11 protein-coding genes are annotated in these 14,622 nt (G+C 40.8%); 10 read left to right on the top strand and 1 reads right to left on the bottom strand.

From position 1 onward, the window contains the following. The first annotated feature begins 153 nt into the window (after positions 1 to 153). From M1F91_RS04975 to rpmH, 7 genes are all read left to right on the top strand, one after another. Entirely contained in the window at positions 154 to 1,860 is a 1,707-nt protein-coding gene (locus tag M1F91_RS04975) for an ABC transporter ATP-binding protein (RefSeq protein ID WP_247912872.1), read from the top strand. Between the two features lies 1 nt (position 1,861). Next, a complete protein-coding gene (locus tag M1F91_RS04970; RefSeq protein ID WP_247912871.1) occupies positions 1,862 to 3,628 on the top strand; it encodes an ABC transporter ATP-binding protein in 1,767 nt (588 codons plus the stop codon). A 136-nt stretch (positions 3,629 to 3,764) separates the two neighbouring features. After that, positions 3,765 to 4,454, top strand: a complete 690-nt coding sequence (locus M1F91_RS04965) for a gamma-glutamyl-gamma-aminobutyrate hydrolase family protein (protein WP_247912870.1) — start codon at positions 3,765 to 3,767, stop codon at positions 4,452 to 4,454. Positions 4,455 to 4,624: 170 nt separating this feature from the next. Then, entirely contained in the window at positions 4,625 to 5,974 is a 1,350-nt protein-coding gene (locus M1F91_RS04960) for a glucose-6-phosphate isomerase (protein WP_004251578.1), read from the top strand. Positions 5,975 to 6,104: 130 nt separating this feature from the next. Then, on the top strand, positions 6,105 to 7,565 hold the full coding sequence (gene gltX / locus M1F91_RS04955) for a glutamate--tRNA ligase (RefSeq protein ID WP_247912869.1): 1,461 nt from the start codon (positions 6,105 to 6,107) through the stop codon (positions 7,563 to 7,565). Between the two features lie 470 nt (positions 7,566 to 8,035). Beyond that, positions 8,036 to 9,250 (top strand): pyridoxal phosphate-dependent aminotransferase, encoded by a 1,215-nt coding sequence (locus M1F91_RS04950; RefSeq protein ID WP_049494525.1) that lies wholly within the window; start codon positions 8,036 to 8,038, stop codon positions 9,248 to 9,250. Positions 9,251 to 9,394: 144 nt separating this feature from the next. Further along, on the top strand, positions 9,395 to 9,529 hold the full coding sequence (gene rpmH, locus M1F91_RS04945) for a 50S ribosomal protein L34 (protein ID WP_000831905.1): 135 nt from the start codon (positions 9,395 to 9,397) through the stop codon (positions 9,527 to 9,529). Between the two features lie 181 nt (positions 9,530 to 9,710). Here rpmH and M1F91_RS04940 read toward each other — a convergent pair whose 3' ends face one another. Next, a complete protein-coding gene (locus M1F91_RS04940; RefSeq protein ID WP_247912868.1) occupies positions 9,711 to 11,555 on the bottom strand; it encodes an APC family permease in 1,845 nt (614 codons plus the stop codon). A 155-nt stretch (positions 11,556 to 11,710) separates the two neighbouring features. Between M1F91_RS04940 and M1F91_RS04935 the strand changes: the two genes are divergently transcribed. From M1F91_RS04935 to M1F91_RS04925, 3 genes are all read left to right on the top strand, one after another. Continuing rightward, positions 11,711 to 12,487, top strand: a complete 777-nt coding sequence (locus tag M1F91_RS04935; protein WP_247912867.1) for a TatD family hydrolase — start codon at positions 11,711 to 11,713, stop codon at positions 12,485 to 12,487. Next, positions 12,484 to 13,047, top strand: a complete 564-nt coding sequence (gene rnmV / locus M1F91_RS04930) for a ribonuclease M5 (protein ID WP_247912866.1) — start codon at positions 12,484 to 12,486, stop codon at positions 13,045 to 13,047. Before M1F91_RS04935 ends, rnmV begins: the two co-directional genes overlap by 4 nt. Positions 13,048 to 13,180: 133 nt before the next feature. Beyond that, positions 13,181 to 14,599, top strand: a complete 1,419-nt coding sequence (locus M1F91_RS04925) for an SseB family protein (protein WP_247912865.1) — start codon at positions 13,181 to 13,183, stop codon at positions 14,597 to 14,599. Positions 14,600 to 14,622: the final 23 nt, after the last annotated feature.

Here is a 14,622-nt window from a genome sequence, read left to right as displayed (position 1 = left end):
TTGATAGAATGCTAATGTCTTAATTCACAAGCTTGCGAGAGCTGAGTGCTTTGACAATAGCATTCTTTTTTGTTAGAATAACATCAACATGAAAGCATAAGAAGGGACTGACAGAGCTGTCGTTCCCTTTTGTCTATCTTATAAGGGGGAAATATGCTGTTTCAGAAAATAAAAGCCTATAAATGGCAGGCCCTGGCTTCCTTGGTTATGACAGGTCTAATGGTAACGAGTTCACTCTTGCAACCACGTTATTTGCAGGAGGTTTTAGAGGCACTGCTAACGGGTGATAATGAAGCTATTTATACTATCGGTTTTTGGTTAATTCTTGTTGCCTTGATTGGTTTGGTCGCAGGTGGGATCAATGTAGTGTTAGCAGCTTACATTGCTCAAGGAGTTTCGTCTGACTTACGTGAAGATGCCTTTCGTAAGATTCAAACTTTTTCATACGCCAATATTGAGAAGTTTAATGCAGGGAACCTCGTTGTGCGTATGACTAACGATATCAATCAGATTCAAAACGTCGTTATGATGACCTTCCAAATCCTCTTTCGACTACCGATTTTATTTATTGGTTCCTTTATATTAGCCGTTGTCACTCTGCCTTCGCTGTGGTGGGTGCTGGTTCTTATGGTCGTTTTGATCGTCGCCATGACAGGTCTTATGATGGGGATGATGGGACCGCGCTTTGCAAAATTCCAGACCTTATTGGAGCGTATCAATGCCATTGCCAAAGAAAATTTACGTGGTGTGCGCGTGGTTAAGTCTTTTGTTCAAGAAAAAGACCAGTTTGATAAGTTTACGCAGGTATCAGATGAATTACTGGGTGAAAACCTTTATATCGGCTACGCCTTTTCTATCGTTCAACCTGTAATGATGATGATTTCATACGGGGCTGTCTTTCTTTCAATCTGGCTTGTAGCAGGTATGGCAGAGTCAGATCCGTCAGTAGTTGGTTCCATTGCTTCCTTTGTAAACTACCTGAGTCAGATTATCTTTACCATCGTCATGGTTGGATTTTTGGGGAACTCAGTCACTCGTGCCATGATTTCCCTCCGTCGTATTCGTGAAATCCTTGATACAGAACCAGCTATGACCTTTAAGGATGTGGAAGATGAAGAATTGGAAGGAAGTCTTAGTTTTGAAAATGTTACCTTTACCTATCCAAATGATGAAGAACCTATCTTAAAAGATGTATCCTTCGATATCGCAGCTGGTGAAATGGTTGGGGTTGTCGGAGCAACTGGTGCAGGGAAATCAACCTTGGCTCAGTTGATTCCACGATTATTTGATCCTCAGCAAGGTTCGATCAAGATTGGTGGAAAGGACATTCGGACAGTTAGTGAAGAGACGCTTCGTAAGACAGTTTCTATCGTCCTACAAAGAGCCGTCCTCTTTAGTGGAACCATCGCAGATAATCTCAGACAAGGTAAGGGAGATGCGACAGTTTCAGAAATGGAACGCGCAGCTCGTATTGCTCAGGCCAGTGAATTTATTAGTCGTATGGACTTGGCCTTTGAAAGTCCGGTTGAGGAACGTGGGACTAACTTTTCTGGTGGACAAAAACAAAGAATGTCTATTGCGCGTGGGATTGTCAGCAATCCTCGTATCTTGATTTTCGATGATTCAACCTCTGCCCTTGATGCCAAATCGGAACGTTTGGTTCAAGAAGCCCTCAACAAGGATTTGAAGGGGACGACTACGATTATCATCGCACAAAAGATTAGCTCTGTTGTGCATGCTGATAAAATTTTAGTGCTTGACCAAGGTCGCTTGATTGGTCAAGGCAAACACGCTGACTTGGTTGCATCAAACCCAGTTTATCGTGAAATTTACGAGACGCAAAAAGGAAAGGAGGAGTAGGATGAAGACATTTGAATTCTTTTGGAACTATTTTAAAGTTTATAAGATATCCTTTGTCGTTGTTATTGCTATGATTATCATTGCAACGATTGCACAAGCCCTCTTTCCAGTATTTGCAGGTCAAACAGTCACAGAACTGGCTAATTTGGTTATAGCTTATCAAAATGGAAATCCAGATATGGTTTGGCAAAGTCTATTAGGACTCTTGATGAATCTTGCTTATATTTTGATTGTGCTCGTGGTGTCGAGTCTTATCTATATGGTTTTGATGAGCCGTATTATTGCCGAATCGACAAATGAGATGCGTAAGGGACTTTTTGGCAAGCTTTCTCGCTTGACCGTTTCCTTCTTTGACCGCCATCAAGATGGTGATATCCTGTCACGTTTTACCAGTGATTTGGATAACATCCTACAGGCTTTCAACGAAAGTCTGGTGTCTGTTATGACCAATATTGCCCTTTATATTGGTTTGTTGATTGTCATGTTCGCAAAAAATGTGACCTTGGCTTTGATTACGATTGCTAGCACTCCAATAGCTGTCATCATGCTGATTGTCATTTTGAAATTGGCAAGAAAATATACCAATCTTCAGCAAAAAGAAGTTGGGAAGCTCAATGCTTATATGGATGAAAGTATCTCTGGACAAAAAGCCGTTATTGTTCAAGGCATTCAAGAAGATGTGATCGCAGGTTTTGTTGAGCAAAACGAGCGTGTCCGTAAAGCAACGTTTAAGGGCAGAATGTTTTCAGGGATTCTCTTTCCTGTCATGAACGGAATGAGTTTGGTCAATACAGCTATTGTTATTTTTGTCGGTTCAGCTGTCTTACTGAATGATAAGAACATCGAGACAGCAACTGCTCTGGGTTTGATTGTCATGTTTACCCAGTTTTCTCAACAGTATTATCAACCCATAATCCAATTGGCAGCTAGTTGGGGAAGTTTGCAACTGGCCTTTACAGGTGCAGAACGTATCCAAGAAATGTTTGATGCCGAAGAAGAAGTCCGCCCTCAAAATGCTCCAGATTTCACAGAATTACGAGAGGGTGTGGAGATTCGAAACGTAGACTTCTCATACGTTCCAGGGAAACCAATTCTAAAAGATGTCAGCATTTCAGCTCCAAAAGGGAAAATGATTGCGGTTGTTGGTCCGACAGGTTCAGGGAAAACAACTATCATGAACTTGATCAATCGTTTTTATGATGTGGATGCAGGAAGTATCAGTTTTGATGGTAGAGATATCCGAGAATTTGATTTGGATAGCTTGCGAAGCAAGGTGGGAATTGTCTTGCAGGATTCAGTTTTATTTAGCGGAACCATCCGTGACAATATTCGATTCGGTGTACCAGATGCTAGTCAGGAGATGGTAGAAGTAGCTGCTAAGGCTACGCATATCCATGAATATATCGAAAGTCTACCAGATAAGTACGATACTCTAATTAATGATGATCAGAGCGTATTCTCAACCGGTCAGAAGCAGTTGATTTCTATTGCTCGTACCTTGATGACAGATCCACAGGTCTTAATTTTGGATGAGGCAACATCAAACGTGGATACTGTAACAGAAAGCAAGATTCAAAATGCCATGGAAGCTATTGTGGCAGGAAGAACTAGTTTTGTGATTGCTCACCGCTTGAAAACCATTCTCAATGCGGATCAAATTATTGTCCTTAAGGATGGTCAAGTTATCGAACAAGGAAATCACCAGAAATTGCTGAAACTTGGTGGATTCTACGCAGAATTGTATCATAATCAATTTGTCTTTGAATAAATAGAAGGTTGTCCTAAACTAGGGCAACTTTTTCTGATAAAAAAAATTTATCACGGACTTAAAAAATACATATTAGACAGGAGTGGGCAAGGATGATAAGATAAGATTATCAATGGACAAGGAAAGGAAATCAGTGATGGCAAGAACAGTTGTTGGAGTAGCGGCAAATCTCTGTCCTGTGGACGCAGAAGGAAAAAATATTCATTCATCAGTCTCTTGTAAATTTGCTGAGAGTATTCGTCAGGTTGGCGGACTTCCTTTGGTCATCCCAGTTGGTGATGAGTCAGTTGTGCACGACTATGTAGAAATGATAGACAAGCTTATCTTGACTGGAGGGCAAAATGTCCATCCTCAGTTTTATGGTGAGGAAAAAACAATTGATAGCGACGACTATAACCTAACTCGCGACGAGTTTGAGCTAGCTCTTCTACAAGAAGCCTTGCGTCAGAACAAACCAATCTTAGCCATTTGCCGTGGTGTTCAGCTTGTCAACGTTGCCTTTGGTGGAACGCTCAATCAGGATATTGAAGGTCATTGGCAAGGTCTACCTTTTGGGACTTCACATTCTATTGAGACAGTTGATGGCAGTGTGGTGTCTAAATTATTTGGTAAAGAAAGTCAAGTAAACTCAGTGCACCGTCAGAGCATTAAAGACTTGGCACCGAATTTCCGTGTAACAGCAGTAGATCCTCGCGACCAAACGATTGAAGCAATCGAATCCATTGATGAGCACCGTATTATTGGTCTCCAGTGGCATCCAGAATTCTTAGTCAATGAAGAAGATGGCAACTTAGAATTATTTGAGTATTTATTGAATGAATTATAACGACTAGAAATTTAGTCGTTTTTTTTATTCATCATTTGCGAATCTTTATAGAATTGTATTTTTACGCAAACGTTTGAATTATGATAAAATTTGAGGAAATTCAGTATAAAAACTTGAAAAAATTGCTGGTAAGCGTTATGATAGTAAAGAAGAAATTATGGAGGAATAACATGTCACATATTAAATTTGATTATTCAAAAGTGTTAGATAAATTTGTAGCTCCGCATGAAGTGGAATACATGCAAGCACAAGTTACAGCAGCAGACGAATTGATCCGTAAAGGAACTGGTGCTGGTAGCGACTTCTTGGGTTGGTTGGACCTTCCTGAAAACTACGACCGCGAAGAATTTGACCGCATCTTGAAAGCTGCTGAACAAATCAAAGCAGACAGCGATGTTTTGGTTGTTATCGGTATCGGTGGATCTTACCTTGGTGCTAAAGCAGCAATTGACTTCTTGAACCACCACTTTGCAAACTTGCAAACAAAAGAAGAACGTAAAGCACCACAAATCCTTTACGCTGGGAACTCAATCTCATCTACTTACCTTGCTGACTTGGTAGAGTACGTTTCAGATAAAGATTTCTCAGTAAACGTGATTTCTAAATCAGGTACAACAACTGAACCAGCGATCGCTTTCCGTGTCTTCAAAGAACTTTTGGTTAAGAAATACGGACAAGAAGAAGCTAACAAACGTATCTACGCAACAACTGACCGCCAAAAAGGTGCTGTTAAGGTTGAAGCAGATGCTAATGGTTGGGAAACATTTGTAGTTCCAGATGACATCGGTGGACGTTTCTCAGTATTGACAGCAGTTGGATTGCTTCCAATCGCTGCATCAGGTGCAGACATCAAAGCCCTTATGGAAGGTGCTAACGCAGCTCGTAAAGACTATACTTCAGATAAAATCTCTGAAAACGAAGCTTACCAATATGCAGCTGTTCGTAACATCCTTTACCGTAAAGGTTATGCAACTGAAATCTTGGTAAACTACGAGCCATCCCTTCAATACTTCTCAGAATGGTGGAAACAATTGGCTGGTGAGTCAGAAGGGAAAGACCAAAAAGGGATTTACCCAACTTCAGCTAACTTCTCAACAGACTTGCACTCATTGGGTCAATTTATCCAAGAAGGAACTCGTATCATGTTTGAAACAGTTGTCCGCGTTGACAAACCTCGTAAGAATGTGATTATCCCTACTTTGGAAGAAGATCTTGACGGACTTGGCTACCTTCAAGGAAAAGACGTTGACTTTGTAAACAAAAAAGCGACTGACGGTGTTCTTCTTGCCCACACTGACGGTGACGTACCAAATATGTACGTAACTCTTCCTGAGCAAGACGCCTTCACTCTTGGTTACACGATCTACTTCTTCGAATTGGCAATCGCCCTTTCAGGTTACTTGAACGCTATCAACCCATTTGACCAACCAGGTGTTGAAGCATACAAACGCAACATGTTTGCCCTTCTTGGTAAACCAGGATTTGAAGAATTGAGCAAAGAACTTAATGCTCGTCTATAATAGAATAAAAAAGAGTGGTTTTACCACTCTTTTTGCTATTTCTTGAAAAGAGAAATTGGACTCTGGCGAGACTTGTGATATAATATAGAGAGTGAAAAGGCAGACGCCTAGAGACTTTATAGGAGAAGATATGTCAAAAGATATTCGTGTGCGTTACGCACCAAGTCCAACAGGACTATTACACATCGGTAATGCCCGTACAGCATTGTTTAACTATTTATATGCACGCCACCATGGTGGAACTTTTATCATCCGTATCGAAGATACTGACCGCAAACGTCATGTCGAAGACGGAGAACGTTCACAGCTTGAAAACCTTCGTTGGTTAGGCATGGACTGGGATGAAAGTCCAGAGACTCATGAAAACTACCGCCAGTCTGAGCGTTTGGAACTCTATCAAAAATATATCGACCAACTCTTAGCTGAAGGAAAAGCCTACAAATCTTACGTTACAGAAGAAGAATTAGCAGCAGAACGTGAACGTCAAGAAGCAGCAGGTGAAACACCTCGTTACATTAACGAATACCTTGGTATGAGCCGAGAAGAAAAAGCAGCTTATGTGGCTGAACGTGAAGCAGCGGGGATTACCCCGACGGTTCGTTTGGCAGTGAATGAGTCTGGTATTTACAAGTGGCATGATATGGTTAAAGGTGATATCGAATTTGAAGGTGGCAATATCGGTGGTGACTGGGTTATCCAAAAGAAAGATTGTTATCCAACCTACAACTTTGCCGTTGTCATCGATGACCACGATATGCAAATTTCTCACGTAATCCGTGGAGACGACCACATTGCTAATACACCAAAACAGCTCATGGTCTATGAAGCACTTGGATGGGAAGCACCTGAATTTGGTCACATGACCTTGATTATCAACTCTGAAACGGGTAAAAAACTTTCAAAACGTGATACTAACACTCTTCAATTTATCGAAGACTACCGTAAGAAAGGGTACCTTCCAGAAGCAGTCTTTAACTTCATCGCTTTGCTTGGTTGGAACCCTGGTGGGGAAGATGAGATCTTCTCTCGCGAAGAGCTTATCAAACTCTTTGATGAAAACCGTCTCAGCAAGTCTCCAGCAGCCTTCGACCAGAAGAAAATGGACTGGATGAGCAATGAGTACATTAAAAATGCGGATCTTGAGACTATCTTTGAAATGGCCAAACCATTCCTCGAAGAAGCGGGACGTTTGACAGACAAGGCTGAGAAATTGGTGGAACTCTACAAACCACAAATGAAGTCAGTGGACGAAATCGTTCCATTGACAGACCTTTTCTTCTCAGACTTCCCAGAATTGACAGAAGCTGAGCGAGAAGTCATGGCTGGCGAAGCGGTTCCGACTGTACTTGAGGCTTTCAAAGCGAAACTCGAAGCCATGTCAGACGATGAGTTTGTGGTAGAAAATATCTTCCCACAAATCAAAGCGGTCCAAAAGGAAACTGGTATCAAAGGGAAAAATCTCTTCATGCCAATCCGTATCGCCGTTTCAGGTGAAATGCATGGTCCTGAATTGCCAGATACCATCTACTTGCTTGGACGTGAAAAATCCATCCAACACATCGAAAAAATGTTGGCAGAAATTGCGAAATAGTAGATAAAAAGAACTCAAATATTGAGTTCTTTTTATATGTAGACTTGTTTGAAAATGCAAAGATTTTAGTGTATAATATGAATTGACAGGGCAAAGAAATAAGTTAGTGAGATGGTATTTTTACAACTAGACTCGGCTTAGTCTAACATTATTCCTAATGCTGGTCAGTCTACTTATTTTTTCTTTGCGTTTTGCTGAATAGAAGTAGAAATTCTTTTGTTCATGCAGTTACCATCCCTTACAATGACTTTGTTTTCGATCACCAGAGTTTCTCTACAAAGATTTTGGTCCAATTTGTCCAGCTTTTTAGAGAAGTATATCTACTCTTTCTTCTCCCAAAATAGAAAGAAATCGGATTTGTCCTGTTACCTTGCGTTAAGCAAGGTTTTTTGTGGAATAGTACTGGGAAATTTACGATTTCGTTTTGGAGTGGTATAATATTAACTATCCTGATGAATAGAGGAACTCAAATGAAAGAATTTAACAAATCAATAAAATTAGAGCATGTGGCTTATGATATCCGTGGTCCAGTTTTGGAAGAAGCCATGCGCATGCGAGCAAATGGTGAAAAGATTTTGCGTCTAAATACAGGAAACCCAGCTGAGTTTGGCTTTACAGCACCAGATGAGGTTATACACGACTTGATTATGAATGCCCGTGATAGTGAAGGTTATTCAGATTCAAAAGGGATTTTTTCGGCTCGTAAGGCGATTATGCAATATTGCCAACTGAAAAACTTCCCAAATGTAGGTATCGATGATATCTATCTTGGAAATGGGGTTAGTGAGTTGATTGTCATGTCCATGCAAGGTCTCTTGGATAACGGCGATGAAGTCTTGGTTCCTATGCCTGACTATCCTCTTTGGACTGCTGCAGTTAGCTTGGCTGGAGGAAATGCGGTTCACTACGTCTGTGATGAAGAAGCGGAATGGTATCCAGACCTAGATGACATTAAGTCTAAGATTAGTTCAAATACTAAGGCTATTGTTTTGATCAATCCGAATAACCCAACAGGGGCTCTCTATCCTAAAGAACTCTTACTAGATATCATCGAGATTGCTCGTCAAAATGACTTGATTATCTTTGCGGATGAAATTTACGACCGTATGGTTATGGATGGCAATGTCCACACACCCGTCGCAAGTTTGGCCCCAGACCTTTTCTGTGTCAGCATGAATGGTCTGTCTAAATCTCACCGTATCGCTGGTTTCCGTGTTGGTTGGATGGTCTTGTCTGGACCTAAACATCATGTAAAGGGCTACATTGAAGGTCTCAACATGCTTTCAAACATGCGCCTCTGTTCGAATGTACTTGCCCAGCAGGTTGTTCAAACTTCACTAGGTGGTCACCAGTCAGTGGATGAGTTGCTTCTTCCTGGTGGTCGTATCTATGAACAAAGAAACTTTATTTATAATGCCATTCAAGATATCCCTGGTTTATCAGCTGTTAAGCCAAAAGCGGGTCTTTATATCTTCCCTAAAATCGACCGCAATATGTATCGTATCGATGACGATGAACAATTTGTCCTCAATTTCTTGAAACAAGAAAAAGTGCTTTTGGTACATGGACGTGGCTTCAACTGGAAAGAACCAGATCACTTCCGTATCGTTTATCTACCACGTGTCGATGAGTTGGCCCAAATACAGGAAAAAATGACTCGCTTCCTGAAGCAGTATCGTAGATAAGGCTTTCATAGCAAAAAAGCTGGAAACATTTGTCAGAGCTATTGACAAATGAATCAGAATCAGATAGAATAGTAAAGTATGTTTAGTAACTGATCACTTTATAGCCGGCTAAACGAATACAAAATCTATGAGGAGGTATTCATCGTGAAACGTACTTATCAACCAAGTAAACTTCGTCGTGCGCGCAAACACGGATTCCGTAACCGTATGTCAACTAAAAACGGTCGTCGCGTATTGGCAGCTCGTCGTCGTAAAGGACGCAAAGTTTTGGCTGCATAATCCAAACAAATGAAACAAAGAAGTCAGTAGGAACTCGAGCCTACTGATTTTTCTTTTATTTAAAAAGAGAGTTTTCTAAAGTTATTGATTTAGAATAAACATTTTAGAAGACGTCTTGAAAAAATCACATTTAGAAAAAGCTCAAAATCAGAAGGTTAATTCTCTGATTTTGAGCTTTTCTTTATTCTTTCAAATGATAAGAGTAGCTAGCCACGACGACATCTTCGTGCCATCTGAGAGCATATTTTAATTTGAGGCTCATTTGATTGTGTAGGATATTTTGCCAAGGTTTGTTAGGGATAAACTGGGGTACTAGAACTGTAACCGTGTAGTTCTTTTTCTTGGCCTCTTGAGAGATTTTTCGAACATAGCGGACTGTAGGAGTAATGATGTCGCGATAGCTGGTATTAATGTTTTTAAGAGTAATATTTGGGAAGTAATCGGCAAATTCTTGGAGGATTTCTTGGTCTTTTTCCTCAGTTTCCTTGGTGGAAATGTGCATGGCCAAAACTTCATCTCCGATGCTTTGAGCGTAATTAATCGCTCCAACACTGACTCGAGTTACATTTCCTACTAAGACAAGGACGACATTGCCGTCGTAGGTTTTCTTTTGAATTCCTTCGTAAAGTCGAAGTTGTTTGGCCACTTTTTGGTAATGACTGTGGATGGACAAAAAGAGGAAGGTTAGGATCAGGATAATTGGGAAGAATGGCCAGATATCCCCAAGCCTGAAGAGGAGTAGAATAAGGACAATGGCGTAACAAATGATAGCGCCGAGGATGTTAGCAAATGCAGATTTTAAGAAATGAGAGCCTTTTTCTTTTTTCCAGTGGCGAATCATCCCTGTTTGAGAAAGGGCAAAAGGAACAAAAACTCCGATAGTATAGAGAGGAATCAAGCGTTCTGTATTTCCGTTGAAAATAAGCAGAAGGATTATAGCACCAAAAGCTAAGGTTAAAATACCGTTTGAGTAACCTAGGCGGTCTCCCTTTTCCATAAAGAGATGGGGCATGTACTTGTTCTTGGCCATATTGTAAGCTAACATCGGAAAGGCCGAAAAACCAGTATTTGCAGCGACGGCTAGGATTAAGGCTGTTGAAAATTGGAAGAGATAATAAACAATCTGACCAATTGCTGAATTCCCTAAAATTCCTTTAGCCATTTGTGAAAGGATTGTTTCTCCATGTTGAGGAGTAATTCCCATCCAGTAGTTTAAGAAGGTAATCCCTGCAAATAGAAATCCAAGGATAAGTGACATGATGGTTAGTGTCTGGGCAGCGTTCTTCTCTTTGGGAGTTTTGAAAAACGGAACAGCGTTTGAGATAGCTTCGACTCCAGTTAGTGAAGCCGAACCGCTGGTGAAGGCTCTTAAGATTAGGACAATTGACAAACTTGGGACAGTTTGACCAATTGCAGAAGTTGCATGATAATTAAGAGAACCTGTCAATAGTTGGAAGATACCAAACAATAAGAGGAAGACCGTACTAAAGATAAAGAGATAGACTGGGATCATCAGAGAGCTTGCGGATTCCTTTAGTCCTCGTAGATTTAAAAGCATGAGCAAACATACTAGAAAAATGGAGATGTGGAGGTTGTAAGGATGGAGGGTAGGAAGTGCAGCAGTGATAGCGTCAGCTCCTGCCGCCACTGATACGGCTACTGTTAGCATATAGTCAACAAGCAGACTTCCCCCAGCAATCAAACCTAGCTCAGGAGATAGGTTTTCTCGAGTAACCATATAGGCTCCCCCGCCTTGAGGGTAGGCATGGATGATTTGTCGATAAGATATCGTCAGGCTAGCTAATAGTAAGAGGACAAAGATACCAATAGGGAGACTCCACCAGATAGCAAGCGGAGAAAGACTAGCCAAGACGAGGACGACCTGTTCAGGCCCGTACGCAATAGATGATAGAGCATCGCTTGATAGCATTGCGAGTGCCTGCGTTTTTCCAAGTAGTCCTCCCTCGCCTTCAGTTAAGGACTTAAGGGGACGACCAATAAAGGTATATTTTAGTTTTGTAAACATTTTCTTTCCTTTTCTGAAAATTTCAACAAGAGTTATTATACTGCTATGAAAAAAAGTCGTCAAGAAAAAATGAATGATTTCAAAATATTTTTTCCTATAAGGATGAGACTAGTTTTTTTGGTATAATAGAAGGTAGAAAAAACGAGGAAATATAAATGATTTTTGATACTCATACCCACTTGAATGTGGAAGAATTTTTGGGACGCGAAGAAGAAGAACTTGCCTTAGCGGCTGAAATGGGTGTAACTCGGATGAATATTGTTGGTTTTGACAAACCGACTATTGAGCGGGCCTTAGAACTAGTAGACAAGTATGACCAACTCTATGCGACGATTGGCTGGCATCCAACGGAAGCAGGAACCTATACAACGGATGTTGAGAATTACTTGCTAGAAAAACTAAAACATCCAAAAGTTGTTGCCTTGGGCGAGATTGGTTTGGACTACCACTGGATGACGGCATCTAAGGAAGTTCAAGAAAAGGTTTTTCGTCGTCAGATTCAGCTATCTAAGGAACTGGACTTACCTTTTGTAGTTCACACCCGTGATGCGCTAGAAGACACCTATGAGATTATTAAGAGCGAGGGAGTTGGTCCTCGTGGCGGGATTATGCACTCATTCTCAGGTTCTTTGGAGTGGGCTGAGAAGTTTGTGGAGCTTGGTATGACTATTTCCTTTTCTGGAGTGGTGACCTTCAAGAAGGCGACAGATATTCAGGAAGTGGCTAAAGAGTTACCTTTGGATAAGATTTTGGTAGAGACAGATGCACCTTATTTAGCTCCAGTACCCAAGCGTGGGCGTGAAAATAAGACAGCTTACACGCGCTATGTAGTAGACTTTATTGCGGACTTGCGTAGTATGACGACAGAAGAATTGGCAGTAGTGACAAGTGCCAATGCAGAAGGCATCTTTGGATTGGAAAGTAAATCATGAAAGAGAAAATTACCCAAGTCATCGTGGTAGAAGGACGTGACGATACGGCTAATTTAAAACGCTACTTTGATGTGGAGACCTATGAGACTCGTGGATCTGCGATCAATGAACAAGATCTTGAACGAATCCAACGTCTACACCAACGTTATGGGGTGATTGTCTTTACGGATCCTGATTTTAACGGGGAACGCATTCGTCGGATGATTATGACGGCCATTCCGACAGTTCAGCACGCCTTTCTCAAACGTGATGAGGCAGTGCCAAAATCTAAGACCAAGGGACGTTCTCTAGGAATTGAGCATGCTAGCTACGAAGACTTGAAGATAGCACTAGAACAAGTAACTGAACAGTTTAAAGTAGAAAGTGACTTTGATATTAGTCGTAGCGACTTGATTCGTCTTGGTTTTCTAGCCGGCGTAGATAGCCGAAAACGCAGAGAATATCTAGGAGAAAGTCTTCGTATCGGTTATTCCAATGGGAAACAACTCCTTAAACGTTTGGAGTTATTTGGGATAAGTCTAGCTGAAGTTGAAGATGTTATGAAATCGTATGAGAATTGAGAAACTCCCCCAAAATGTGGAGGGAATGTGATACAATAGAAGTAATCATAAACGGTTTAATCAGGCTTGGTAGCAAGCATTAGAAAAGTGACTCCATAGGAATTGTGCTAAGTGGAGATAATGAGGAAAAGTTATGGGAATCTTTGACTATTTGAAAAAGACTGAAGCAACAAAAACAACTGAATCCAATAAGGAAGCAGAAGAAGCGAAAGGCAATGCTTGCGTGGGTGTTCTAGATTTGTTCCCGATGAAGGAAACGAACCAATTATTGATTGTTGGGAGTCTAGAAGGTAGTGTCAAGGTTGGAGATCAGTTGCAGTTTTGCAATCCCGACCAAGGAATGGAAAGTCTTGGTACTGTAGAGGTTAAAAAACTTAGCAGTCAAAACAAAGATGCAGATAGTCTAACTGATGAAGTTCTTGCCCATCTAGTGGTTGATAGGATTCCTTCTTTGGATAAACTGAAAAAAGGAAGTGTGCTCTTTAGTTCAGGTATTGAGGAAGAACAAAAATTATCTAGCTATTCAGATGCTCTTTATCGTGCTTTTGTAGCCATCCAAGAGGGTCAGTTAACAAATGAAGACTATTTGGCAGCTACCCTTGATGACAGCGTAGAGATTTTACGTCTCTTTTTATGGAAATGCCGTCAAAATCAGGAAACTGAAAGTGAAGAAAGCTATCAATCCAACACTCGCAAGTTGGAACGTCTAGCGGAAATCGTTAAAGATAAGCTCTTAGAAGCAGATGCAGTTTATGCAGTTTATTCAGAAAAAACAGGCGAGCCTTACCTCTTTTCAACGACCTATGACAGAGGAGAAGAAGGGTATCTCTGCACTGATCCCATGATTATGCTTTTGACACCATCTTGGTATCGCCAATTCAAGGAAACCATTGACAGCCGACCAAACTCAGTCGTAAAACTGATTGAAAATACGGAAGATAAAAAAGGGATTGAAAATTTCCTTGGGACAGCTTTTTACTTAAATGGTGCCTTGGGAGCAATTTTTAATTCCAAGGAAGTTAGCATCAGTGCCTCTGCCTTGGTTCAAAAACCAGATTTTTCTGATTTACCAGAAATACAAGTTCCTGTCATGAATCCTGATGTAGTAAGATGGATGCTTTTGATGGGACAACTAGATAGTCCGACGACAGAAGACGAAGAAGTAATTTATAAGCTTTATTATAAGTTCTTTTCAATGGCTGTGCCAAAAGCCAAATTCTTATTGCCTTTAGAGGCGGCTTCAGGCTTATCAGAGGGTGGTCAGGAATCAAATTCCTTTGTTTTAGAAGAATCAGCTAAATTTAACATACCAACTGGAGAAGGCAAAAATGGCCGAAATTCTGTCCCAGTATTTACTGATTGGAAACGTCTGCGAATGGTCTTTGACGAAAAATGGAATGGAATGATTGAAAGCGCTGGTAACATGATTGAATTCTTTGACTATGCCATTAACCCAACGGAATACCATGAAGCGGGTGCCTATGTTAGCCTAACAGCTTTTAGAGACATGCAAAAGCTTAGTGAGGAACAAGAAGGAAGAGCTCAAGATTAGAAAACCTTTCAATATTAGAAAAG

The organism is Streptococcus sp. oral taxon 431 (genome assembly GCF_023110115.1).
In the GTDB taxonomy this organism is placed as follows: Bacteria; Bacillota; Bacilli; order Lactobacillales; family Streptococcaceae; genus Streptococcus.
This window is presented reverse-complemented; position numbering and strand designations above follow the sequence as displayed.

Coding starts and splice junctions, on each gene's coding strand:
- M1F91_RS04975 (WP_247912872.1), top strand. CDS start 154: ATGCTGTTTCAGAAAATAAAAGCCTATAAATGGCAGGCCCTGGCTTCC.
- M1F91_RS04970 (WP_247912871.1), top strand. CDS start 1,862: ATGAAGACATTTGAATTCTTTTGGAACTATTTTAAAGTTTATAAGATA.
- M1F91_RS04965 (WP_247912870.1), top strand. CDS start 3,765: ATGGCAAGAACAGTTGTTGGAGTAGCGGCAAATCTCTGTCCTGTGGAC.
- M1F91_RS04960 (WP_004251578.1), top strand. CDS start 4,625: ATGTCACATATTAAATTTGATTATTCAAAAGTGTTAGATAAATTTGTA.
- gltX (WP_247912869.1), top strand. CDS start 6,105: ATGTCAAAAGATATTCGTGTGCGTTACGCACCAAGTCCAACAGGACTA.
- M1F91_RS04950 (WP_049494525.1), top strand. CDS start 8,036: ATGAAAGAATTTAACAAATCAATAAAATTAGAGCATGTGGCTTATGAT.
- M1F91_RS04940 (WP_247912868.1), bottom strand. CDS start 11,555: ATGTTTACAAAACTAAAATATACCTTTATTGGTCGTCCCCTTAAGTCC.
- M1F91_RS04935 (WP_247912867.1), top strand. CDS start 11,711: ATGATTTTTGATACTCATACCCACTTGAATGTGGAAGAATTTTTGGGA.
- rnmV (WP_247912866.1), top strand. CDS start 12,484: ATGAAAGAGAAAATTACCCAAGTCATCGTGGTAGAAGGACGTGACGAT.
- M1F91_RS04925 (WP_247912865.1), top strand. CDS start 13,181: ATGGGAATCTTTGACTATTTGAAAAAGACTGAAGCAACAAAAACAACT.